Origin of the sequence: Pseudomonas sp. FP2300, assembly GCF_030687595.1 — a bacterium.
Classification (GTDB): Bacteria; Pseudomonadota; Gammaproteobacteria; order Pseudomonadales; family Pseudomonadaceae; genus Aquipseudomonas; species Aquipseudomonas bijieensis.
This window is the reverse complement of the sequence record NZ_CP117440.1, coordinates 4232210-4253610: the sequence shown is the minus strand read 5'-3', so window position 1 is coordinate 4253610 and position 21401 is coordinate 4232210. Positions and strand designations below refer to the sequence as shown.

Annotated in this window: 19 protein-coding genes; 16 read left to right on the top strand and 3 right to left on the bottom strand. The window is 60.8% G+C overall.

The features are described 5' to 3' along the window. The first annotated feature begins 3 nt into the window (after nucleotides 1–3). The 16 genes from PSH86_RS18645 to PSH86_RS18570 all read left to right on the top strand — a co-directional run bounded on the left by PSH86_RS18645 (nucleotide 4) and on the right by PSH86_RS18570 (nucleotide 18787). Nucleotides 4–1368, top strand: a complete 1365-nt coding sequence (locus PSH86_RS18645; protein WP_176687581.1) for a DUF1329 domain-containing protein — start codon at nucleotides 4–6, stop codon at nucleotides 1366–1368. 71 nt (nucleotides 1369–1439) lie between these two features. Then, nucleotides 1440–2543 carry a YCF48-related protein gene (locus tag PSH86_RS18640; RefSeq protein WP_305484173.1) on the top strand — a complete coding sequence of 368 codons (1104 nt, stop codon included), beginning with the start codon at nucleotides 1440–1442 and terminating at the stop codon, nucleotides 2541–2543. Nucleotides 2544–2547: 4 nt separating this feature from the next. Next, the gene (locus PSH86_RS18635) at nucleotides 2548–5082 is read left to right on the top strand and encodes an RND family transporter (RefSeq protein WP_232201521.1); all 2535 of its coding nucleotides are present in this window, start codon (nucleotides 2548–2550) and stop codon (nucleotides 5080–5082) included. Nucleotides 5083–5208: 126 nt separating this feature from the next. After that, on the top strand, nucleotides 5209–6411 hold the full coding sequence (locus tag PSH86_RS18630) for an MFS transporter (RefSeq protein WP_249015229.1): 1203 nt from the start codon (nucleotides 5209–5211) through the stop codon (nucleotides 6409–6411). A gap of 46 nt (nucleotides 6412–6457) precedes the next feature. Beyond that, nucleotides 6458–7510, top strand: a complete 1053-nt coding sequence (locus tag PSH86_RS18625; protein WP_232201519.1) for an aromatic ring-hydroxylating dioxygenase subunit alpha — start codon at nucleotides 6458–6460, stop codon at nucleotides 7508–7510. Continuing rightward, nucleotides 7510–8463: a PDR/VanB family oxidoreductase gene (locus PSH86_RS18620; protein ID WP_176687586.1), complete on the top strand. Its 954-nt coding sequence runs from the start codon at nucleotides 7510–7512 to the stop codon at nucleotides 8461–8463. The genes PSH86_RS18625 and PSH86_RS18620 overlap by 1 nt, the downstream gene beginning before the upstream one ends. 62 nt (nucleotides 8464–8525) lie before the next feature. After that, the gene (locus PSH86_RS18615) at nucleotides 8526–9098 is read left to right on the top strand and encodes a cupin domain-containing protein (RefSeq protein ID WP_232201518.1); all 573 of its coding nucleotides are present in this window, start codon (nucleotides 8526–8528) and stop codon (nucleotides 9096–9098) included. Beyond that, a complete protein-coding gene (locus tag PSH86_RS18610; protein ID WP_176687588.1) occupies nucleotides 9095–10087 on the top strand; it encodes a fumarylacetoacetate hydrolase family protein in 993 nt (330 codons plus the stop codon). Before PSH86_RS18615 ends, PSH86_RS18610 begins: the two co-directional genes overlap by 4 nt. Further along, nucleotides 10078–11085 carry an NAD-dependent epimerase/dehydratase family protein gene (locus PSH86_RS18605; RefSeq protein ID WP_176687589.1) on the top strand — a complete coding sequence of 336 codons (1008 nt, stop codon included), beginning with the start codon at nucleotides 10078–10080 and terminating at the stop codon, nucleotides 11083–11085. Before PSH86_RS18610 ends, PSH86_RS18605 begins: the two co-directional genes overlap by 10 nt. Next, on the top strand, nucleotides 11072–11857 hold the full coding sequence (locus PSH86_RS18600; RefSeq protein ID WP_176687590.1) for a cyclase family protein: 786 nt from the start codon (nucleotides 11072–11074) through the stop codon (nucleotides 11855–11857). The genes PSH86_RS18605 and PSH86_RS18600 overlap by 14 nt, the downstream gene beginning before the upstream one ends. Continuing rightward, complete coding sequence (locus PSH86_RS18595; RefSeq protein WP_232201515.1) at nucleotides 11854–12585, top strand: FadR/GntR family transcriptional regulator; 732 nt, start codon at nucleotides 11854–11856, stop codon at nucleotides 12583–12585. The genes PSH86_RS18600 and PSH86_RS18595 overlap by 4 nt, the downstream gene beginning before the upstream one ends. Next, entirely contained in the window at nucleotides 12582–13541 is a 960-nt protein-coding gene (locus PSH86_RS18590; protein ID WP_305484158.1) for a LysR family transcriptional regulator, read from the top strand. The genes PSH86_RS18595 and PSH86_RS18590 overlap by 4 nt, the downstream gene beginning before the upstream one ends. Before the next feature lie 68 nt (nucleotides 13542–13609). Beyond that, nucleotides 13610–14650: an ornithine cyclodeaminase family protein gene (locus PSH86_RS18585; protein WP_233459504.1), complete on the top strand. Its 1041-nt coding sequence runs from the start codon at nucleotides 13610–13612 to the stop codon at nucleotides 14648–14650. 28 nt (nucleotides 14651–14678) lie between these two features. Then, on the top strand, nucleotides 14679–15695 hold the full coding sequence (locus PSH86_RS18580; RefSeq protein ID WP_305484154.1) for a dihydrodipicolinate synthase family protein: 1017 nt from the start codon (nucleotides 14679–14681) through the stop codon (nucleotides 15693–15695). A gap of 16 nt (nucleotides 15696–15711) precedes the next feature. Next, nucleotides 15712–17181: an NAD-dependent succinate-semialdehyde dehydrogenase gene (locus tag PSH86_RS18575; RefSeq protein WP_176687593.1), complete on the top strand. Its 1470-nt coding sequence runs from the start codon at nucleotides 15712–15714 to the stop codon at nucleotides 17179–17181. Between the two features lie 472 nt (nucleotides 17182–17653). Further along, nucleotides 17654–18787: an FAD-dependent oxidoreductase gene (locus tag PSH86_RS18570; RefSeq protein WP_176687594.1), complete on the top strand. Its 1134-nt coding sequence runs from the start codon at nucleotides 17654–17656 to the stop codon at nucleotides 18785–18787. Nucleotides 18788–18930: 143 nt separating this feature from the next. Here PSH86_RS18570 and PSH86_RS18565 read toward each other — a convergent pair whose 3' ends face one another. From PSH86_RS18565 to PSH86_RS18555, 3 genes are all read right to left on the bottom strand, one after another. Beyond that, nucleotides 18931–19665: an EthD domain-containing protein gene (locus PSH86_RS18565; RefSeq protein ID WP_305484150.1), complete on the bottom strand. Its 735-nt coding sequence runs from the start codon at nucleotides 19663–19665 to the stop codon at nucleotides 18931–18933. 255 nt (nucleotides 19666–19920) lie between these two features. After that, nucleotides 19921–20163, bottom strand: coding sequence for a hypothetical protein (locus tag PSH86_RS18560; RefSeq protein ID WP_176687596.1), 243 nt, complete (start codon nucleotides 20161–20163; stop codon nucleotides 19921–19923). Nucleotides 20164–20453: 290 nt separating this feature from the next. Further along, nucleotides 20454–21377 (bottom strand): LysR family transcriptional regulator, encoded by a 924-nt coding sequence (locus PSH86_RS18555; protein WP_163858105.1) that lies wholly within the window; start codon nucleotides 21375–21377, stop codon nucleotides 20454–20456. Nucleotides 21378–21401 lie beyond the last annotated feature (24 nt).

Sequence of the window (21401 nt, the reverse complement as noted above, 5' to 3'; positions counted from 1 at the left end):
CGCATGACCATTCAGTTCACTCTAAAGGCCTTGTGCTTGACCCTGCTGGTCGCCGCCGCGCCGATGGCCTTGGCCGCCAGCGCCGAACAAGCGGCCGCGCTGGGCAAGACCCTGACACCCTTCGGTGCCGAGAAAGCCGGTAATGCCGATGGCAGCATCCCGGCCTGGGACGGTGGCTACACCAAGGTCGACCCGAGCTACGTACCGGGCGGCAAGCGTGGCGATCCATTTGCCGCGGACAAACCCTTGTTCAGTATCACTGCGCAAAACGTGGCGAAGTACGCCGACAAGCTCAGCGACGGCACCAAGGAACTGTTCAAGCGCTTCCCGGACACCTATCGCATCGATGTCTATCCGACTCGGCGTACGGCGGCTGCGCCGCAGTGGGTCTATGACAACACGCTCAAGAATGCGACCCGCGCCAAACTGGTCGACAGCAGCGCCGGCCTGATCCCCGACGGTGCCTTTGGCGGGATCCCGTTTCCGATTCCACAGAACGGTACCGAAGCCATCTGGAACCACCTGCTGAACTGGCGCGGCACCTCGGTGGCGGGGCATTTTCGCCACTATCTGATGACGGCCGACGGTAACCAGGTGATGACCAGCGACGGCCTGTTGACCCAGGAAATGCCTTACTACTTCGAGGAGGGCGGCCCTGAAAACTACTCGGGTGACTACTGGCAGGTGCGCTTTGTCAATTCCGGCCCGGCGATTCGTGCCGGCGAACAGATCCTGGGGCGTGAGAACATCAACGGCGACAAATCCCAGGCTCATGTCTATCTGGCCGGTCAGCGTCGGGTGCGTACGCTGCCCAACGCCTGCTGCGATACCCCTACGCCGTCCACCGCCGGGGTCATGTCCTTCGACGAGCTGTTCGTGTGGCAGGGACGTACCGACCGGTTCGACTGGAAACTGGTGGGCAAGCAGGAAATGTATGTTCCCTACAACACCAACAAGGTGCAGGCCGCCGCCCAGCCGCAAGACCTGTTCGCCAAGCACCATCTCAATCCTGACTACGTGCGTTGGGAGTTGCACCGCGTCTGGGTAGTGGAGTCGACGTTGGCCGCGGGCAAGCGTCACCAGTTGCCCAAAGGCCGCTACTACCTCGACGAAGACACCTGGCAAGCCCTGCTCGGCGACCGTTGGGATGCCAGCGGTCAATTGGCCAAGACCCTATGGTCCCTGCCTTCCGTACTGCCCGACTTGCCAGCCGTGGTGCAACTGTCTGCCGGTTTTTATGACCTGACTTCGGGTGCGTGGTTTATCCAGAACGTCTACGCCGGATTGACGGATCAGTATCGTGCGGTGGACCGGTACAAGGCCTCGGAGTTCTCGCCCGCGGCGATGGCCGGACGCGGCGTGCGTTAAACCTGAGCTGAGCGTGAAGGGCAGGCCTGTCGGTCTGCCCTCGGAATGCGAGTGTTTTTCCGAGGTAGGTTATGAACAGAATCAGTCAGGCGGGCGCGTTGTTCCTGGCCCTGTGTTTGCCCTTTGCCGCCAGCGAGTGCCTGGCAGGTACGACGGCCGTGGGCGCGCCGTTGAGCACCCCGGCCATGGCGGTACCGGCGGCGCAGAAGAGCGTATTGATCGATCTGGCGCGGGCCGGGACACGCCTGGTGGCCGTGGGTGAGCGTGGCCTGGTGCTGCTCTCTGACGACAATGGGCAAAGCTGGCGTCAGGCTTCGGTGCCGGTTTCGGTCAGTCTGACGGCCGTGCAGTTCGTCGATGCGCAAAAGGGTTGGGCGGTCGGTCACGCTGGCGTGGTATTGGCCACCCGTGATGGCGGCGAGCACTGGACAGTGCAACTCGACGGCTTGCGTGCGGCACAGCTCGAACTGGCCGCCGCCACGGCCGACCAGGCCAACGCTGTCAATCCGGATGAGGCTTTGGCACGCGTACAAAATGCCGAGCGTCTTGTCGCCGATGGTGCGGACAAGCCCTTCCTGGCGCTCGAATTCATCGATGCTCAACGCGGACTGATCGTCGGCGCCTACGGCCTGGCGCTGTGGACTGCCGATGGCGGTGCTACGTGGCAGTCGCTGATGGGGCACATCGCCAACCCGAATGGAATGCATTTGTACGCCATCAGTCACCAGGGAACGCGCTGGTTCCTGGCTGGCGAGCAGGGTTACCTGGCGCGCTCGGATGACGACGCCGCTTCGTTCAAGCAGTTGGAGAGTCCCTATGAAGGCAGTTTTTTCACCTTGCAGAGCCGCGCCGATGGCGCCCTGTTGGTCGGCGGTCTGAGGGGCAATGCCTTTGTATCCAACGATGGCGGTGAGAGCTTCCAGCGCCTGCCTGTGCCCATGCCGATTTCTTTCAATGACGCCACCCGCCTGGCCGGCGGCCAAGTGCTGCTGGTCAACCAGGGCGGCGGTTTGTTTCTCAACGGTGAGCAGGCCGGAACGGCGCTGCTGCCACTGGGCAAGCCCTTGGGTAAGCCTGTTTCAAGTGTGATCGAGGCCGCCGATGGCAGCCTGATCGTTGCCGGTTTCACCGGGCTGCAGCGTCTTGCGCAGCCATCCACTGCCGCTTCGGAGTGAGGTTATGACGTCCCCTGGTAGTTTCCCCCAGTCCCCCGTGAATGCGTTCGATGACTTTGATCCGCGTTCCGGCTCGGTGCTCGAACGGGCATTGTTCAACCATCGCCTGTGGGTGTTGCTGCTGTGCCTGGCGACCACGCTGGTGCTGGGTTGGCAGTCCAGTCGTGTCGAGCTCAATGCCAGTTTCGAAAAAATGATCCCCACCCACCATCCCTATATCGCCAACTACCTTGAGCACCAGAAGGAACTGAGCGGGCTGGGTAACGCGGTGCGTATCGCGGTGGTCAACAAACGGGGCGATATCTACGACGTCGCCTACCTCAAGACCCTGCAAGCGTTGAGCGACAAGATCTATCTGCTGCCCGGCGTCGACCGTGCATACATGAAGTCGCTATGGACGCCGGCCACGCGCTGGGTGGCGGTGACCGAAGCGGGCCTGGACGGTGGGCCGGTCATTCCGGATAACTACGATGGCGGCGCCGCTAGCCTCACGGCACTGCGACGCAACGTGCAACTGTCCAACGAAATCGGCCAGTTGGTGGCATTCGACCAGGCATCGAGCATCATCCATGTGCCCCTGTTGCAGCGCACGCCCGACGGTCAGCCGTTGGATTACACCAAGCTGTCGCAACAACTGGAGTCGTTACGCAGTCAGTACCAGAGCAACAGTATCGACATTCGTATCACCGGTTTCGCCAAGAAAGTCGGTGACCTGATCGCAGGCCTGCGGCAGATCCTGATGTTCTTTGCCGTGGCGATTCTGATCACTGCCGTGGTGCTCTACTGGTATACCCGCTGCATCCGCAGCACCTTGCTGGTGGTGTTCTGTTCGCTGGTGGCGGTGGTCTGGCAGCTCGGCCTGCTACCGCTACTGGGTTATCAACTGGATCCCTATTCGGTGTTGGTGCCGTTCCTGGTATTTGCCATTGGCATGAGCCATGGCGCACAGAAAATGAACGGCATCATGCAGGACATCGGCCGCGGCATGCACCGCGTGGTCGCCGCACGCTTCACCTTCCGCCGGCTGTTTCTCGCCGGTCTCACCGCGCTGCTCTGCGACGCGGTCGGCTTTGCGGTGCTGATGATCATCAAGATCCAGGTGATCCAGGACCTGGCGATGATCGCCAGTATCGGCGTGGCCGTGCTGATCTTCACCAACTTGATCCTGCTGCCGGTATTGCTCTCCTATGTGGGCGTCAGCCGCCGCGCCGCTCGGCTGAGCCTGAAAAGCGAGCTCGCTGAACAAGCTGGCCAGCATCGCCATGGGTTCTGGCGCTTTCTTGACCTGTTCACCCAGCGGCGCTGGGCGGCGTTGTGCATCGCCCTGAGCCTGGCAGTGGCTACGATCGGCTTCGTGGTCAGCCTGCAACTGAAAATCGGTGATCTCGATGCCGGCGCCCCCGAGCTGCGGGCCGACTCGCGCTACAACCAGGACGATGCGTTCCTGACCCGTCATTACGGTGCCAGCAGCGATCTGTTCGCGGTCATGATCAAGACGCCGGCCAGCGCCTGTTCGCGTTATGACATTCTGCGCAAGGTCGACGCGCTCGACTGGCAACTGCGCACCTTGCCAGGCGTCGATTCGACCAATTCCCTGGCGCTGCTCAACCGCCGGATGCTGGTCGGCCTCAGCGAAGGCAGCCCGAAGTGGTACGAGCTGCAGAACAACCAGGCGATGCTCAACATGGTCACCGCCGGGGCGCCGCGCGGGCTGTACAACGAAGACTGCAGCCTGCTGACGCTGTACGTCTACCTCTCTGACCACAAGGCGCAAACCCTGAGTCGCCTGGTGGATCACGTCGAGCAATTCGCCGCGGCGAACAATACCGACGAAGTCCAGTTCCTTCTGGCCGCTGGCAATGCCGGGATCGAGGCGGCGACCAACATCGTCGTCAAGCAGGCCAACCGAGAAATGCTGTTCTGGGTCTACGGCGCGGTGATCCTGCTGTGCCTGATTACCTTCCGTTCCTGGCGCGCCACGATTTGCGCGGTGATTCCGCTGATGCTCACGTCGATCCTCTGTGAGGCGCTGATGGTCTGGCTGAACATCGGCGTCAAGGTCGCGACCCTGCCGGTGATCGCCCTCGGCGTGGGCATCGGCGTCGACTATGCCCTGTATGTGATGAGCATCCTGCTCGGCCATATGCGCCAGGGCATGAGTCTGTCGCAGGCGTATTACCGAGCACTGCTGTCCACCGGCAAGGTAGTGATGCTGACCGGGGTGACCCTGGCGATCGGCGTGGCCACGTGGATGTTTTCGCCGATCAAGTTCCAGGCGGACATGGGCGTGCTGCTGGCCTTCATGTTCGTCTGGAACATGGTCGGCGCGCTGGTGCTGTTGCCAGCCCTGGCGCACTTCCTGTTGCCGGGCAAGCGTGTGAGCACGGGGCCGGCCGAGGTTGAGCCCAGCCATTCGACGAGCTTGCCGCTGATGCCTGCCGTAGCCGAGGAGGGGGCCTGCGTGCAGCGCTCACTCCGCCAGGAGACGTCGGGGCACGATCAACCGACCACAGCGTCCGCTCACCCCGTCGCGTCATGACAACAAGAAAGGACTTTCCCATGCCTCGTATGTATCCGTTCCAGCAGTCTCTATGGCTTGACCTACTCGCCGGCCTGAGTGCCTTTGGCATGGCGATTTGTGCGACCCAGCCAGCGGAGGTGCGCGATGAACGTTGAACGCCAGGCGCGGCTACCGCAGTCCTTGTTGCTGTTGCTCGGCAGTTGCTTGCCGGTACTTGGCGCGGTGCTGCTGGCCCCCATCCTGCCGCGTATGCAGGAGCACTTCGCCGACACACCGGGCGTGGCCGTTCTGGTGCCCATCGCCCTGACGCTACCGGCGTTGATGATTGCGCTGTTGGCACCCGTGGCCGGGATCATCGCCGACCGACTGGGGCGCAAGCCGTTGTTGATCGGTGCGATGTTGTTCTACACCGTCTGTGGGGTACTGCCGCTGTGGCTGGAGTCGCTACAGCTCATCGTGATAAGCCGCGCCGGCATCGGTGTGGCCGAGGCAGCGATCATGACCTGCTGCACCACGATGATGGGCGACTACTACAGCGGCGCGCGACGTGAACGCATGTTCGCCCTGCAAATGGTTGCGACCTCATTGTCGGCGGCGATTTTCATTGCCGTCGGTGGCGTGCTCGGCGAGCACGGTTGGCGCACGCCGTTTGCCCTGTATGGGCTGGGGCTGGTGTTCCTGCCGCTGATGGCCTGGTTGCTGTGGGAACCGCGCGCTCATGTGGCCGCAGCGCCAGCGACGGCGCGCCAGGCCTTCCCCTGGCGTCCCTTGGCGCCGCTGTATGCCCTGGCGTTCCTGGCGGGCTTGAGCCTGTTCATCGTGCCGGTACAAGTCGGTTACCTGCTCAACCTGCTGCATGTCCAAGGGTCGCAGCAGATCGGCATGACCATGGGCGCCAGTCAGTTCGGCGTACTGGTCGGCGCCCTGAGTTTCCGTTTGTTCAGTGGTGTACCAGCGTACCGGCAGGTGCTCCTGGCCTTCGTTGCTGCCGGTATCGGTGGTGGGCTGCTGGCGGTGGCCGACAGTCATGGGCTGGTGGTGATCGCCGTACTGATCAACGGCTTGGGCATCGGCCTGATGATGCCGACCTTGCTCACCTGGATCATGGCCCAGATCGACTTCCGGCAGCGCGGCCGCGCGGCCGGCGGCTTCACGGCGATGTTCTTTGCCGGTGAGTTCGCCAGCCCGCTGGTGGTGCTGGCCATCACCGGTGGGGTGAGCAGCGCTTTGCCTGCCGCGCTGGGGATCGTCGCCGGCCTTCAACTATTGGTAGCCCTGGCCTGCATTCGGTTGCGTGGTCGCGCGGCAGCTTTTCCCTCCGCTGTTGTCGCAGACCCTGATAGCTGACCTGCCCATTCGACGTTATCAAAATAAGAAAAACGAGGAGAACAGCATGAGTTACTTACTCAACACCTGGTACATCGCTGGATGGGCAGACGAGTTGACGCAAGGCGGGATGCTTGGCAGAACCATCGTCGAGCAACCCATCGTGTTCTTTCGCGATAGTCAGGGTGTGATTCGGGCGCTCGCCGATCGCTGCCCGCACCGTTTTGCCCCTCTGCACATGGGCAAGATTGTCGGCGATAGCGTTCAGTGTCCGTACCACGGCTTGCGTTTCGATGGCAGTGGTCAATGTACGCACAATCCCCATGGCGACGGGACGATTCCCAAGGCCGCCTGTGTTCGCGCGTTCGCGGTCGTCGAGCAGCATGAGGCGATCTGGGTCTGGCCCGGCGATTCGAGCATGGCCAACGATGCGCTGATCCCTGATTTTTCCTTCCTCGAACGGGCCCCAACCCATGCCAAGGGACATGGGTATCTGCCCACCCGCGCGCACTACGAGCTGTTGGCCGACAACATCATGGACTTGAGCCACGTCGATTTCCTGCACCCCGATACGCTCGGTGGTGGAGCGTTGTCGCGCACGCGCGCCACCATCGAGGAGTTGCCCAATGATCGCGTGCGCATCAGTTGGTGGGCGCCTGATGATGTGCCGCCACCGGCTTTCGGCGCTCATCTTGAAGACCCGACCCGGGCAGACGTCTGGGCCGAGGTTATCTGGCACGCACCTGGCCTGATGCTGCTGGGCAGTGGCGCCACGCCTCCCGGGCGCCCCAGGGAGGAGGGACCTGTGACATGGAACCTGCACCTGATGACACCGCAGGACGCGACGAATACCCATTACTTCTTTGCCAACACGCGTAGCTTCGAGCAGGACAATGCGCAATTGAATGCCTTCGTCCAGGACATGTTGATCGGTATTTTCGCCGGAGAAGACAAGCCCATGGTCGAGGCTCAACAGCGCCAGATTGGCGAAGTCGAACTGCTTGGTCTCAACCCTGTATTGCTGCCAGTCGATGCCGGGGCCGTGCGTTGCCGGCGCGTCCTGCGTCGGTTGATCGAGTCGGAGCGGGTGGCCGCAGAACAGTCAGTGGGTACCCGGTGATGATCGATGTCGTTGTGACCCGCAAGCGTCGCGAAGCCGAAGGCATCTACAGCTTCGAACTGGCCCCGGTCGAGGGTTCCATGCTGCCTGCGTTCAGTGCCGGCGCGCATATCGACGTGCACCTGCCCAATGGCCTGGTGCGCCAGTATTCGCTGTGCAATCACCCGGAAGAACGCCACCGTTACCTGCTGGGCGTGTTGCTCGACCCGGCGTCTCGCGGCGGTTCGCTGGCCATGCACGAGCACGTGCACGAAGGCAGCCGGCTGCGGATCAGCGCGCCACGCAACCTGTTCCCGTTGGAGCATGGGGCGGCCTACAGCGTGCTGTTCGCTGGCGGTATCGGTATTACGCCGATCCTCTGCATGGCCGAGCGCCTGGCGCGGATCGGCGTGCCTTTCGAGCTGCACTATTGTGGTCGTTCGGCCGGGCGAATGGCTTTTATCGAGTACATCCGCCAATCGCCGTTCGCCGATCGCGTCCACGTTCATGTGGACGATGGCGAGCAATCCCAACGCCTCGACAGCGCTCGGATCTTGTCCGCGCCGGCCAGTGACCGTCACCTGTATGTCTGTGGCCCCAGTGGCTTCATGGAGCACGTGCTCGGCACCGCGCGTGAGCGGGGTTGGGCCGAGGCGCAACTGCACCGTGAGTACTTTACCGCCGCCGCTGTCCCGGCGGGTGAGGCGGGCGGGTTCGAGGTGCAGCTGGCCAGCACCGGCCAGTGTTTCCAGGTGCCCGCCGCGCTCAGCGTTGCCCAGGTGCTGCTGGAGGCGGGGATCGACATTCCCTTGTCCTGCGAGCAGGGCATCTGTGGCACCTGCATCACGCGCGTGCTGGAGGGCGAACCGGAGCATCGCGACATGTTCTTGACCGATGCCGAGCGAGCCCGCAACGACCAGTTCACGCCTTGCTGCTCGCGTGCCCGGAGTGCCCGACTGGTGCTCGATCTTTAAGATCTTTTCATGAATCCACCTTACCCGCTGCCGCGTTTCGCCAACTGATTGAGGAGTCGAACATGCAACAACTTCCGGGTTTCAAACGTGTGGTCACCGGGCACGATGCCCAGGGCCGGGCGGTGGTCGCGCTCAGCGGACCGACGCCGAACAGCTTCCCGCTCAAGGCCGTACCTGGCACGGTCTTCCATGAGATCTGGAACAGTGGCGCCAGCCCGGCCTTACTGGACAACGGCGATGACCCCACCAGCAAACCGCTTCAATTGAGCCCGGCTCCACTGGGCAGTGTCATTCGCGTGGTGGATATACCGCCTGACAGCGTGCAGAACCAGGTCAGTGCCGAGGATGCGGCGGCGGCCTTCGCCGAAATTGGCCAGGCCCATGCCGGCACCGGACAGGCTGACTCCAAGCACAAGTTGATGCACCGCACTGAAACGCTCGATTACGGCGTGGTCACGGAGGGCGAAGTCTGGCTGGTGCTCGATGGCGAGGAAGTGCATCTCAAGCGCGGTGACATCGTTGTGCAGCGCGGTACCAACCACGCCTGGAGCAATCGCACCGAACAGATGGCACGCATGCTCTTCGTCCTGCTCGATGGCCGCTTCGCGCCTGAGCTGCAAGGAGAACAGGCATGAAGCTCAGTACCCTCAAGAATCACAGTCGCGACGGTCGCTTGTTGGTCGTGTCACGCGATCTGGCCTGGGCGGTGGATGCCAGCGATATTGCTCAGACGCTGCAGGATGCCATCGAGCGTTGGTCGAGCGTCGAGACCGCTTTGCGCTCGCGCTATGACGCCTTGAATGAAGGCTCGTTGGCAGGTGCCTTCGTCTTTGACTCGCAGAAGGCCGCCGCACCGTTGCCACGCGCCTGGCAGTGGCTGGACGCCTCGTCCTTTCTCAGTCATGGCGAGCGGATGCAGAAGGCTTTTGCGCTGGATCCGATCGAAGGTGTTGAACACACGCCGCTGATGTATCAGGGCTGTGGCGATGACTTCCTGGGCGCCCACGACGACATCGTGCTGCCCAGTGAAACCCATGGTATCGATTTTGAAGGTGAATTCGCGGTGTTGGTCGATGAAGTCCCCATGGGCTGCTCGGCGCAAGACGCTGTCGACCATATTCGGCTCATCGTGCAAGTCAACGATGTCAGCTTGCGTGCGCTTGCCCCCCGTGAAATGAAGACCGGCTTCGGTTTCATCCAGGCCAAATCCTCATCGAGTTTCGCCCCGGTGGCGATCACCCCCGACGAGTTGGGCGAGGCCTGGCGCGACGCACGTGTGCACTTGCCGCTGAAGGTTGAATGGAATGGCAAGTGGTTCGGTCATGCCCATGGTGGTGCCATGCATTTCGGCTTTCATCAATTGATCGCCCATGCGGCCTTGACCCGCCGCCTCAGGGCAGGCTGCGTGATCGGTTCGGGCACGGTTTCCAATGCCGACCCCAGCGTTGGTGCCGCTTGTATCGCTGAACGCCGTGCCGTCGAGATGATCGAGCAAGGTGCGCCACAGACCCCCTTCATGCGTTTTGGCGACCGCGTGCGCATGGAAGTATTCGACTTGCAAGGGCAGTCGGTCTTTGGCGCGATTGACCAGCGTGTCGTGAGTGGAGACCGCTCATGCGCGTGATGATTACCGGCGCCAATGGTTTTGTCGGACGGGCACTGGCGCAACGCTTGCTCGACACGAATCGATTGCGCGGCCAGCCGATCAGTGCATTGATCCTGCTGGATAAAGAGCTGACGGGCTTTGCCGACGATAAGCGTCTGCGTCGCCATTGCGGTAGCGTCACCGATGCCGCGTTGCTGCGGCGCGCCCTGGCCGACGGCATTGACGTGGTGTTCCATTTGGTGAGCATCCCCGGTGGCGCGGCCGAAGAGCAGTACTCGCTGGGTTATCAGGTCAACCTGCTGGCAAGCCTGGAGTTGCTTGACCAGTTGCGCGAACAGCCTGGCCGGCCGGTGCTGGTGTATGCCAGCAGCGTGGCGGTGTACGGCGGCGACCTGCCGACGCGTATGGATGAGCGTGCCGTGCCGAACCCGCAGTTGAGCTACGGTACGCACAAGGTGATGGTGGAAATGGCGCTCAAGGACCTGGCCCGCCGAGGCGAGGTCGACGGCCGTGCCGTGCGCCTGCCCGGCATTGTCGCCCGTCCACGTGAACCCAATGGCCTGCGTTCGGCGTTCATGAGTGAGCTGCTGCATGCCTTTGCCCTGGGCGAGCCGTATTGCTGTCCGGTATCGCCCCAGGCACAGGCATGGTGGATGTCGGTCCGTTGTTGCGTGGATAACCTGCTGCGGGCCGCCGAGTTGCAGGCCGGCGAGCTTGGCGCGTCACGGGTCTGGCAACTGCCGCTGTTGCACCTGTCCATTGCCCAGGTCATCGATGCCCTGGCCATTGCCTACGGCCAGGAACGTCGCGCGCTGATCAGCTTTGCACCAGATGCCCACCTGCAAGCGCTGTTCGGCAGTTTCCCAGCGATGAAAACCCCGCAGGCCCGCGCCCTTGGCTTTCGCCATGACGGCTCGGCAGCGGCCCTGATACGCCATAGTTTGAAACCTGCTGCCCCGCCGCGCCGTAAGCGTGGACGGGTGGCGCTTGGAGTGACTGAACATGCGATCGACTAAACGCCGTCTGGTGGACCTGTCCGTGACCCTGGACAACAACCCCTACACCGATCCACCACCGTTGCTGCCGAAAATCGACTACATGGACCATCAGCAAGGCTGGCCGGAGATGGCCGCGATGTTTCCCGGCCTGTCCAAGGCGCAACTGCCCGGCGACGAATCCTGGGCGGCCGAGCGCTTGCAGATCACGACGCACAGCGGTACGCACATGGACGCCCCCTGGCACTACGCCTCGACCACAGACGGCGGAAAGCCGGCGTTTGGCATCGACGAGTTGCCGCTGGACTGGTGCCTGCAACCGGGCGTGAAGCTGGATTTTCGTTATCTACCGGATGGCCATGTGGTCAGCGCCGCCGAAGTGCAAGCTGAGCTGGAACGCATCGGCCACGTGCTCCAGCCATTGGACATTGTCCTGGTCAACACCCGTGCCGGTGTGCTGTTCGGTCAGCCGGGCTATCTGGATGCCGGGGTCGGCATCGGCCGCGAGGCCACGTTGTATTTGCTCGAACGCGGTGTGCGCGTGGTCGGTACCGATGCCTGGAGCTGGGATGCACCGTTCAAGTACACGCGCGAACGCTTCGCCGCCACGGGTGACGCCTCGATCATCTGGGAAGGGCACAAGGCCGGACGTGACATCGGCTACGGCCAGATGGAGAAACTGTCCAACCTGGAATGCCTGCCGGCCCATGGTTTCCAGGTGTCCTGTTTCCCCTACAAGATCAGGCATGCCTCGGCTGGTTTCGTCCGTGCCGTAGCGATTTTCGAGGAATGAGCGCGCCCGCGGTCGGTGGGAAAAAACGCGGGAGCCTTTCTCATGGCCTCGAGACGCTGTTGTCCGGGCACATTCTTGAGGGACGACTGCGTGGCGGTGACAAGCTGCCCACCGAGTCGGCCCTCATGCGCGAGCATGGGGTCAGCAGAACCGTGGTGCGCGAGGCCATGTCGCGTCTACAGGCGGCTGGAATGGTTGAGACACGCCACGGTATCGGGACATTTGTACGGGGTAGTGCCCTGTCGCTGGGGGCGTTCATCGACCCTGCGACCATCGGCATCATCACCGATTCGCTGGCGATCATGGAGTTTCGGATCGGTCTTGAGGTAGAGGCCGCCGGGCTCGCCGCCCAACGACGTACCCTGGATCAGTTAGGTGAGTTGCGGGCGCTTCTCGATCAGCTCGGGCAGCCGGCAATCAGCGTCAATGATCGAGCCGCGCTGGATTTTCAGTTTCATTTGAGCATTGCCCAGGCGACAGGTAATCACTATATCGCCAACACACTGCTCAACCTGGGCGTGGTCATTATCCCGCGCAGCCGACTGGATTCTGCGCAACTGTTTCACGCTGAGCCTTTGCATTACGAGCAGCGCATGCAAAGCGAGCACGAACAGATTTATCAGGCGATCTTCAATCAGGACGCTGAATGCGCGCGTGCTGCCATGCGCCTGCATCTTCAGGACAGCCGTGAATACCTGCATCAGGCCCGTCAGGAGTTGATGACATGACGAATGACCAAGGTATCCAGAGCGTTTCTGTGCCTGGCACGGCTTCGCCGTATCCTGCCACTGCCCTGACGATCATCGATCCCCGATGGACCTTGTTCGTACGCGTCGTGGCGGCTGGAAGTCTCAGTAAAGCGGCAGTACTGCTGGATATGCCGCAGTCGATGGTGAGTCGAAACATCGCCCTGCTCGAGTCGCAATGTGGCGAGCGCCTGTTTCATCGAACCGGGCGTGGGGTGGTCCTGACCGAGTTTGGAGAGCAGTTGTTGCCATGTATATCGGATCTGCTCGCGAACGCTGAAGGCCTTGCCGATGACATTCGCAACCTGCGTGGAAAGCCGGTGGGGGAGGTGGTTGTAGGCATGCTGCCCTCTGCGGTGCGTCGGTTTGCGGGAACGCTTTTTTCCGCGGTGCGCGCCCAGATGCCAAGCGTGAGATTGCATCTGATCGAGGGCGCGAGCGCTCAACTCGAAGAGCAGTTGCACGACGGTCGTCTGGATATGGCGTTGGTGCTGCGCGAGAGTGAGGCCAGTATCGCAGACGCCCATCTATTGGCCAGGCTGCCCCTGCATCTGGTGGGGCCCGCGGTCGATCCGCGTCTTGCCAATCGAGATATCGCGTTAAAGCAATTATCGGGGTTGCCCTTGGTCGTGCCTGGGCGTCCCCATTTGTTGAGAGCCAGGCTCGATCATCTGGCGGCCGAACATCGCGTGGAGTTGTGCGTTGCCGCGGAGGCCGACTCCGTCCAGCTCCAGTACGAAGTCGTGGCGGCGGGTGGCGGCTATGCCATTGCCTCTGTGCTACCGGGTTCACTGGATCAGCGGCTGACATCATCACGCATCGTCGACCCGCTCCTCGAGCGCTTCGTCGTGCTGGTCGAGTCGCCCCGTCGCCCCTTGACCCGTGCCTCCCGTGAAGTGCGACGGTTGATCTGCAGCCTTGCCATGCCATCGATTTGAGCGATAGCTGCTTTCCACTCCAAGCAGTATTCGGCGTGGTGGGTGCCTCGTAGGGTGTCAGTCAATCAATGATTGATACCCGTTGCGAGGTCAGCGATATGCATCACGCCCAAGAGCCCCAAACAATAGCCCCGACGCTTTTTCTCAGCGATACCGATGTCGCCGCGCTCGCCGACTGGAGCACCGCCGTCGCCGCGCTCGCCAAGGCATATGCCTGCCCCACATCGGATGCCATGGTGCCGCCTCGTTCCATGGCCCGCGGCGATGGTATCTGGTTGCGCAGTTTGACTGCGGTGCCCCCCGCTGGCGGCCATATGGGCTGCAAGTTGATCGCGGCCTCGATGCGGGCGCGATGCGCCAGTTATCTGATCGCATTGTTCAACCAGCAAACCATGGCCCTCAGCGCGCTGATCGACGGCAATCGGGTGACGGGTTTGCGCACCGCTGCAACCGCTGCGCTGGCGGTCGATCTGCTGGCACCCCAACGCCCGCTGCGGGTGGGCGTGATTGGTGCCGGGTTTGAAGCGCGTGGTGCGCTTGACTGCCTCAAGTCTGTACGAGATGTCGCCCGTGTCAGGGTGTTCAGCCCAACGCCGGCGAGCCGTGAGCGGTTTGCCGAAAGCTTCAGGCCGGGGCTGGATATCCAGGCGGTGGGCACTGCGCAAGAAGCCGTACAGGACTGCGATGTGCTGATTTGTGCTGCTCGCAGTCGTGACGAGTCTCCCGTACTGCAAGGGGCATGGCTTTCTGCGGGTACTACGGTCGTGTCATTGGGCTCCACCCTGCCTGAACAAAGGGAGGTTGACCCGGCCACGATGGATCGAGCCGTCTGCATCGTCGCTGATATGCCGCAGGAGGTGCTCCACGACACTGGCGATGCCATTGCTGCGATCAGTGCCGGCGTTTATGTCGCCGACAAATTGGTCGCGCTGTCGGATCTGGTAGCGGGTCGTGTCAGCCCCCGCCAAAACGAAAGCGACATCGTTCTCTACAAGTCAGTTGGCTCGGCACTGCAGGATGTCGTCATCGCACAAGCGCTGTACGAGCGCGCCAGGCAACAAGGGCTTGGCATCGAGCTGCCCGCCAGCATCGTCCCTGTCTCGAAATAACCCCTCCACTGTTCGAAGGAAAATCATCATGGCCACTTACAAGAAAGCTGATGCCCGTGCCTGGGCCCGTGAAAACCTGGTGGGCTGTTCAGCTGTCACCATCCCCAGCTTCAGCGCTGACCTGAAGCGCCTCAATGAGCGTGGCATCCGCCACGACATCGAACATGCGGTCGGGCTGGGCTACAGCAGCACGTTGCTGTGCAGCGAACTGGCGATTTCGGTCCAGGAGAACGCCCAGTTCACCGCCTGGGCCCGTGAGTCGGGGAAAGACTTGATCCTGTTCTTCCACGCGGCCTTTGGCACCCTGGCTGAGAACATCGAGGCGGTGAAGCTCGCCGAGAATGCCGGTGCCGACATCGTCCTGCTCTCCTATCCACCGCAATTCTGGCCGACCAGCGAGCAGGAAATCTACGACTACACCAAGTTGTTCTGCGATGCGACGGACCTTGCCGTCATGCTCTTCCCGATTCCGCTCTGGGGTTTTGAGCGTGTGCATCCGGCGGGTATGTCATTGGAGTTGGTCCGTCGCCTGTTGGCCGATTGCCCGAATATCGCGGCCATCAAGTCGGAGCAAGGGTTTCCGCTGCCGGCAGGCATCTGCGAGATGTACTACCACTTCCGCGATCAGGTGGTGATCAGTTGCCCGATCGAAGCTGACGCAATCCCGTTGATGAGCCTGATGAAGCTGCAGTTTTCCGGCACCAGCAACACCGCCTGGATGAGCGACTACTACCCGAAAGCGTTCGAACTGGCCCGCACAGGCCGTTTCGAAGAGGCAATGGAACTGTATTGGAAGGTCAATCCGGCTCGCAGTGCCAACGGTGCCGCCGCGCAAACCTATGCCGGCGGCACTGGGGTGCTCAATCGCACGATGTGGAAATACCAGGACTGGCTCGCCGGCTTCAACGGCGGCCCACTGCGTGCCCCGGCGATGCGCGTGCCGGATCGCCTCATGAAGTCTTTGCGTCAAGGGTTGGTCGCGGCGGGCCTGCCAGTGACTTCGGACCCGGATAGCGCCTTCATGATCGGGCGTCACCCTTGCTGATTACGAGGATTGCAACGTGAAGCATTTACTTAAAGATCCCACGCTGTGGCGCACCGGTGCCTACATCGCCGGCGAGTGGCTGAACGAGACGCCTCACGGGCGGTACACGCTGCGCAATCCGGTGGATCAAGCGCTGCTCACCGAGCTGCCGCGCTGCCGCGGGCCCGAAGTCCAGCGGGCAATCGATGCGGCACAGCAGGCCTTTGGTCCATGGCGACGCTTGACGGCTAAACGCCGTGGCGAAGTGTTGCGCCGTTGGTATGAGTTGATGGTCGAGCATCGTGAGGATATTGCCACGCTGATTACCTTGGAGGAGGGCAAGCCCCTGGAAGAGGCGCGGGGTGAGGTCGATTACGCTGCGTCTTTTGTACGATGGTTTTCCGAAGAAGCCACACGGGTGCGTGGTGACCTGATTCCGGGCGTAAAGGACACTCAGCGCATTGTGGTACTGCGCGAGCCTATCGGCGTCTGTGCCGCGATAACACCCTGGAACTTCCCGGCGGCCATGATCACGCGCAAGGCCGCTCCGGCGCTTGCGGCGGGTTGCACAATGGTCGTGAAACCGGCAAGCCAGACGCCCATGACCGCCCTGGCACTCGCCGAACTCGCGCAGCGCGCGGGGGTGCCGGCCGGTGTTTTCAGTGTGATCACCGGTAATGACACCCGAGACATCGCCGGTGAACTCACGGCCAACCCGTTGGTACGCAAGCTTACCTTTACCGGGTCCACCGAAGTGGGGCGGTTGCTGTTGGCGCAAGCGGCGCAGACGGTCAAGAAATGCTCCATGGAGCTGGGCGGTAATGCTCCGTTCATTGTCTTCGATGATGCTGATCTTGATGCGGCGGCTGACGGGGTGATGTTGGCCAAGTTTCGCAATGGTGGGCAGTCCTGTATCGGTGCGAACCGGGTGCTGGTGCAGTCAGGGATCTATGACGCCCTGGCCGAGCGCATTGTCGAGCGCATGGCACGCCTGAAGGTAGGCAATGGCCTGGAGCCGGGCGTCCAGGTCGGACCGTTGATCGATGAGGCGGCGGTACGCAAATCCCAGGCCCTTGTCGATGATGCGCTGGCGCAGGGTGCTCGGCTGTTGTCCGGCGGCAAACCCCATGCCCTTGGTGGGTGTTTCTTCCAGCCCACTTTGTTGGCTGATGTGACTCATGGGATGCAGGTCGCTCGCCAAGAGATCTTCGGTCCGGTCATGCCACTGGTGCGTTTCGAAACCGACGACGAAGCCATTGCGATGGCCAATGACAGTGAGTTTGGCTTGGCGGCGTATCTGTTCAGCCGTGACGCGGCCCGTATCTGGCGCAACGCCGCTCGCATCGAATCGGGCATGGTGGGCATCAACTGTGGCTTGATTTCAAATGAGGTCGCTCCCTTCGGTGGGGTGAAGCAGAGCGGACTTGGGCGAGAGGGATCTCACCTTGGGATCGACGAATTCCTTGAGGTGAAATACCTCTGTTGGGATGGCTTGGACAGCGTGTGAACCAACGTCGTTAAAGGCCGGTGGATTGTCGGCCAGATGCGCGAGGCGAGCGTCCTCGCGCAGGCTCGACATCATCGTAGACTGAGCACCGCCATCGCGAGCAGGCTCGCTCCCACAGGAGTATGGCGGTGTACCTGGATCTCCCGTCCAACCCAAAACCCATGTGGGAGCGAGCTTGCTCGCGATGACGTCGGCACATCCAACATCACCACAGACGGGTTCTCCGCCATCGCGAGCAGGCTCGCTCCCCCATTGGGTTTTCGGGTGTGGTGACACCCATCACCCCCTGCGATACCTCCGATTGTGGAAAGCGATTTCAGCGCTGATAGCCGATTCGATAGTCTCGTTGTCGACCCGGCCTTTTCAGTCGGAACTTCATGAGTTTGTGGCATTGAGTCGATAGCGCTGCAGAACTCGTCGGTGCGCCATGCAATGTCAGCCCGATTGAAATAAGAATAATTAGGAGAGCGTGATGATTGCAGCAGTCAATAAGGTCCTGGTGATCGGAGGAGGATTTTCCGGTATGACCGCGGCTATCCAGCTCGCCCGTCAGGGAGTCGAAGTGGACTTGGTCGAAATAGATCCTTTGTGGTGCCCCCTGGGGGCCGGTATTACCCTCAGTGGACCCACGTTGCGGGCGCTGGATACGGTCGGGATTCTTGAACGGGTGGCCGGGGAAGGCTATCTGTCGACCAATTTCGATGTGTTTTCACCGGCAGGCGAGCTGATCGTGCAGTTGGCGCTTCGACCTCCGGTCAGCGATAAACCGATTCCCTGTGGTGGCGGTATCCTGCGTCCGGTGCTGGCTCGGATTTTTGCCGACAAGACGCGGGAGGTGGGGACCAACGTACGCCTTGGCATCACCTTCGACAGCATCATCGAGCGCGAGGATGGCATTGAAGTGTCTTTCACCGATGGCACTTCTGGCCGCTACGATCTGGTCATTGCCGCCGATGGTGTGCATTCGCGGATGCGAAAGGACTTTTTCCCAGAAGCACCCTCGCCAAAACCCATTCACCAGAGTGTCTGGCGCGCTGTGTTGAAGCGTCCGCCGGAAATCGTACGCCCCAGTCACTGGCTGGGACGCACCAAGGTCGGCGTCAATCCGATTTCTGAAACGCACATGTACATGTTCCTCATGGAAAACCGCGAGTTTTCCGAATGGATCGATCCGGCCAGTTGGCCAGGCGAGATGGCGCGTCTGCTGGGTGAGTTCCCAGCCCCGATCCTGCAAATGCTTGTGCCGCAACTGTACGAGCCGGGTGCCAATATCGACTATCGTCCGCTGGCCAATCTGTTGGTGCCGTTGCCGTGGCATAAAGGCCGCATCGTGATGATTGGGGACACGGTGCATGCCACCACGCCACATCTGGCTTCCGGGGCAGGTATTGGCATCGAGAGCGCCATCGTGCTTGCAGAAGAACTGTTCGCCGATAGCGATCTACAGGCCGCCCTGGCCCGGTTCGAGGCGCGGCGTTGGGAACGTTGCCAGTTGGTGGTCGAGAACTCTGCACGACTGTGCGAGATAGAAAAAAGTGCGGGTGACAAGGAAGAGCATGCCCAGATCATGCGCGAGTCCACTGCTACGTTGGCTGAACCTATCTGAGTGATCCAGGCCCTTCGGCTGGATGCCTTAGAATAACTTCTGCATCCAGTTCGAAGATAGAACGTGGCCGGCTGGATACCGTGACGCCGGCAAACTTCGATTTAATAAGCCAGCGAACGGTCGTTAGTTCAATTTATTGAGCTTTACTGACCAAGATCTAGAATTACGACTTCCTTGACATACACGAAAAAAGACTCGGATGAGAGTACGATCCCTTCGTCAGACAGCTGTTGGAACAGTGATTTCTGATACTGACGAAAAATAGAAAGATCGACTTCGTTTTCAAACCACAGGCTGGAAGTGCCTTCGTATACCGCTACGTCTGGCCCGAAATAGGACGTTACCCGGTCACCTTCGGGAAGGTATCTGGAATGAACATACCGACGTAGTACCTTCTGGAAATCCGGGTGCTTATTGACAACAGTGTCGTGAGCTGAATCCCACGCGGTAAAGAAGCTTTCAAGTTGTACCGTTGGATTCTTTTTCAAGAAAACGATCGCCTTCCATTTGAGGGGGGCGGCACCGGCATTGGATACTTCTACTTCGTCCATCAACTGAGCGGCCTGTTTGGACAGGTCGGCGAAGTTTTTCGCATCAGGTCCGGTGGTTTGTTGAGTATAGGGATCGCTGAAGGTGTGAATTAAATCAGACATGTTGTCAAAAAATAATTCGGTGATGGAGTCTCTGTGGAATGTTTGTGTGTAGGCGTTATCAGCGTCAACGCCGAACGCGGAGTCGATGACATGATTTTGCACGTATCGTTTGACGCCTAAAGGTTTGGCCCGGGCGATTTCGCCATGCTGATGTTCTATATAGTTCAAGAACTCAGCATGAGTCATGCCGGGTTTGCGGCGTACGGCTGCTAGGATTTTAATCATGAAGGCGCTCGCGTCTGGTTGGGTGTGATTACGTTGGTTTTATCTTTCTAAACATCGAATGCATTTTTGCAGGCGGTATTCACCATGATGATGTTTTAGAAATGAAGATAAGACCAAAACTACCCTCCAAACCAATCAGTGTTTCCGCTAGCAGGTATCACGTAAGAACATACGTGACGAGCCAATCTGGCGGACGCGATTGCCTGGCATAATGAGCCCCAGCGCCTGACCCGGTGTCAGTGAAAGTGCATATTGCTAGGGCTGACTTGTGCTCTTGGTCGAGACAATTTTGCCGTAATTCTCTGCTGGCGGCGTCTCATCCACCACCCACAAACGCTCGCTACGACACTTGAACTTCACGCCTTTGCGCGGAGCCATGCCTCTGGCCGTCTCCATGCATATTGCCTTGGAAGCAAAAGTTGGTCCTTGTTTGCGTTCCTCGACACAGCCTTCGATGCCACTGCAAATCGTCATGACAACAAAATATACAGTCATCATCTCGGTGTTGCTCCATTGAGCGAAGCGATTGATTACATCCTTTCGTTCAGGTCGGCGGCCTGAACGTACTGCGGGGGTTGCCAGCGGATGATGAGCCTCGACTTGAACCCCCAGCAATGGCGCATGGCTACCGTGCGTCGGGAAACCGTCGCTGTATTAATTTATTTTTATCTCGGTGTTTTTTGTGCCAATAAGTTGGCGTCATCCGGATGGAAGTAAATGCTTTATTAGATGGGGATAGCCGAACCGAAACCTGGGGGAGCGGGCTTGCATTGTGGTGCTGGCCTTTTTTACGCGGCCCTGACAGTGCCCGTTTGAACGAGCTTGCCCTCGAGCCATTCCTTGAGCGCCAGGGTGGCGGAGGAGGCAAATTTTGCCGAGGGCCGGATAAGATAGATCCCTCCTTTTGCTCCCAACTCCCAGTCCGGTAATACTCTGACCAGTTCTTTGTTTGCCAACGCACGGCTGAACAGCCACTCCCCCGCACCGAGGATGCCGGTGCCGGCAATGGTCGCGCTCAACAGCGCTTCACTGTCGTTGGACACGAGGGAGCCTTGGGGGTGCACGCTGAAGTGTTCGTCGGCGCGGATGAGCTTCCATTCCGGGTATGACGCCAGTCCCGTGAATCCCAGGCAGTTGTGATTGACCAGTTCCGCGGGTGACGCTGGCCAGCCATGGCGTTCGATGTAACCGGGAGACGCGCAAAGGATGCGCCGATGATCGCCGAGGCGCTTGGCAATCAGGCGGCTATCGTTGAGTTCACCTAGGCGTATTGCCACATCGAAACCTTCGGCGATCACATCGACGAGACGCTCGCTGTAATCCACGGTGAGCGTCAAATGCGGATGGGCCGCCAGGAACTCCGGCAGTATCGGCGCCAACCAGAGCCTGCCCATGGCTGCCGGTACCGCCAGGCGCAGATTGCCACGCACCTCGGCGGCCCCGGACGTTGCTTCCTGCTCTGCTTCAACCATCAACTCGGTCGCCAGCCGCAGGCGTCGGACCAGGCGGGCCCCGGCGTCTGTCAGGCGGATGTGTCGGGTGCTGCGCTCGAGCAGCCTGACTCCCAGGCGGGCTTCCAGCGCCGCGAGGCGTTTGGAAATGATCGTGGGGTGGCGCTGCAAAAGCCGCGCGGCGGCAACGAACGAACCTTGCGATTCGAGCGCCAGCAAGGCGGCAAATTCGTCCGTGTGGCGGCTATCCAGTGTGATCACGTGTCCACAACCTCTGAGGCATAC

Bases quoted from the DNA above. Each gene is read 5' to 3' on its own strand.
- PSH86_RS18585 (WP_233459504.1), top strand. From the start codon at position 13,610: ATGATTGATACCCGTTGCGAGGTCAGCGATATGCATCACGCCCAAGAG.
- PSH86_RS18570 (WP_176687594.1), top strand. From the start codon at position 17,654: ATGATTGCAGCAGTCAATAAGGTCCTGGTGATCGGAGGAGGATTTTCC.
- PSH86_RS18635 (WP_232201521.1), top strand. From the start codon at position 2,548: ATGACGTCCCCTGGTAGTTTCCCCCAGTCCCCCGTGAATGCGTTCGAT.
- PSH86_RS18605 (WP_176687589.1), top strand. From the start codon at position 10,078: ATGCGCGTGATGATTACCGGCGCCAATGGTTTTGTCGGACGGGCACTG.
- PSH86_RS18590 (WP_305484158.1), top strand. From the start codon at position 12,582: ATGACGAATGACCAAGGTATCCAGAGCGTTTCTGTGCCTGGCACGGCT.
- PSH86_RS18620 (WP_176687586.1), top strand. From the start codon at position 7,510: ATGATCGATGTCGTTGTGACCCGCAAGCGTCGCGAAGCCGAAGGCATC.
- PSH86_RS18615 (WP_232201518.1), top strand. From the start codon at position 8,526: ATGCAACAACTTCCGGGTTTCAAACGTGTGGTCACCGGGCACGATGCC.
- PSH86_RS18560 (WP_176687596.1), bottom strand. From the start codon at position 20,163: ATGATGACTGTATATTTTGTTGTCATGACGATTTGCAGTGGCATCGAA.
- PSH86_RS18565 (WP_305484150.1), bottom strand. From the start codon at position 19,665: ATGATTAAAATCCTAGCAGCCGTACGCCGCAAACCCGGCATGACTCAT.
- PSH86_RS18645 (WP_176687581.1), top strand. From the start codon at position 4: ATGACCATTCAGTTCACTCTAAAGGCCTTGTGCTTGACCCTGCTGGTC.
- PSH86_RS18595 (WP_232201515.1), top strand. From the start codon at position 11,854: ATGAGCGCGCCCGCGGTCGGTGGGAAAAAACGCGGGAGCCTTTCTCAT.
- PSH86_RS18630 (WP_249015229.1), top strand. From the start codon at position 5,209: ATGAACGTTGAACGCCAGGCGCGGCTACCGCAGTCCTTGTTGCTGTTG.
- PSH86_RS18640 (WP_305484173.1), top strand. From the start codon at position 1,440: ATGAACAGAATCAGTCAGGCGGGCGCGTTGTTCCTGGCCCTGTGTTTG.
- PSH86_RS18625 (WP_232201519.1), top strand. From the start codon at position 6,458: ATGAGTTACTTACTCAACACCTGGTACATCGCTGGATGGGCAGACGAG.
- PSH86_RS18610 (WP_176687588.1), top strand. From the start codon at position 9,095: ATGAAGCTCAGTACCCTCAAGAATCACAGTCGCGACGGTCGCTTGTTG.
- PSH86_RS18600 (WP_176687590.1), top strand. From the start codon at position 11,072: ATGCGATCGACTAAACGCCGTCTGGTGGACCTGTCCGTGACCCTGGAC.
- PSH86_RS18580 (WP_305484154.1), top strand. From the start codon at position 14,679: ATGGCCACTTACAAGAAAGCTGATGCCCGTGCCTGGGCCCGTGAAAAC.